This window comes from Qipengyuania mesophila (assembly GCF_019711655.1).
Classification (GTDB): domain Bacteria; phylum Pseudomonadota; class Alphaproteobacteria; order Sphingomonadales; family Sphingomonadaceae; genus Qipengyuania; species Qipengyuania mesophila.
Map to the genome: position 1 here is coordinate 1 of NZ_JAIGNU010000008.1, position 1227 is coordinate 1227.

Below are 1227 nucleotides of genomic sequence, written 5' to 3' on the forward strand. Positions count from 1 at the left end.
GGCCTTGGGATAATGACGGCAGCCACGTTGCTGGGGCTGATGGCAGGAAGAGGCTTCGGCTTGCGCGACCGCATGGCCACCCAGGTTGAACGAAGCCGGCTCAATCTTCTCGCCACCCCTTCCTTGCTCAAGATGATCCTGGGGATCACCTTGTCGGTCGAGCTCGTCGTCGCTGCGGTATTGTCTGCTCGCTTCGCACTAGGGTGGCACATGGAATGGCCCATGGCTGTGTGGCACGGGCTGTTTCAGGCAGTAAGTGCCTTCAACAACGCCGGGTTTTCCACCTTTTCTGACAGCCTGATGGGTTTTCAGAACGATTGGTTGATACTCGTCCCTATTGCCGTGGCGGTGATCATTTCCGGACTGGGTTTCCCGGTGATGGAAGACTGGCGCGGACATGGACTGCGCTGGCGGAAATGGACGCTGCATTCGAAGGTCACGCTAGCTGGCACCGTGCTTTTATTGGTCTTCGGCTTTGTCGCGACCTTGGCGATGGAGTGGAGTAATCCCGATACCCTGGGGCCGATGCCAATCGCGTCAAAGATGTTGAATGCCGGTTTCCACTCGGTGATGCCGCGAACGGCGGGTTTCAACAGCCTCGACATGGGTGCGTATCGCGAAGAAACGCTCGTCCTGAATTATCTCCTGATGTTTGTAGGTGGGGGCAGCGCAGGCACTGCCGGCGGGATCAAGATCACCACCTTCCTCGTCCTCGTCATGATCGTCTTGGCCGAAGTGCTATCCCGACGCGACGCCGCTATGTTCGGACGCCGTTTCGGCCACGCCATCGAGAGACAGGCTCTCACCGTCGCCTCGATTGCACTCATGCTGGTCCTCGGCTCGACCATGTTCATCACATCCGTGACGGCTCATCCCCTCCAGGACGTGTTGTTCGAGACAATTTCCGCATTCGCCACGGTGGGATTGTCTACAGGCATCACTGCTGACCTGCCGCCTTCGGCGCTGTTGGTTCTCGCCTTTCTCATGTTCGTTGGAAGAGTGGGAACGATCACTGCGGCGACAGCGCTTGCTTTAGGCGGAAGTGACAAACCCTATCGCTACCCAGAGGAGAACCCCATTGTCGGCTGACCCCCGCAAACCCGTGCTCGTGATTGGTCTTGGGCGTTTCGGAAGTGCCGTGGCGCATACGCTGGAGCGGATGGGACACGAGGTGCTCGGGGTTGATGCCGATCACGAGATCGTTCGTGATCACAAGGATCTCCTGAC

General features: G+C 58.5%; 2 protein-coding genes. Both read left to right on the forward strand.

The genetic code is table 11. The features are described 5' to 3' along the window. The coding region (locus K3181_RS15535; protein WP_221604045.1) for a TrkH family potassium uptake protein at positions 1-1089 on the forward strand (1089 nt) is incomplete at its 5' end. Beyond that, on the forward strand, positions 1043-1227 hold a 185-nt coding region (locus K3181_RS15870), incomplete at its 3' end, for an NAD-binding protein (RefSeq protein ID WP_425594557.1). The genes K3181_RS15535 and K3181_RS15870, both read left to right, overlap by 47 nt.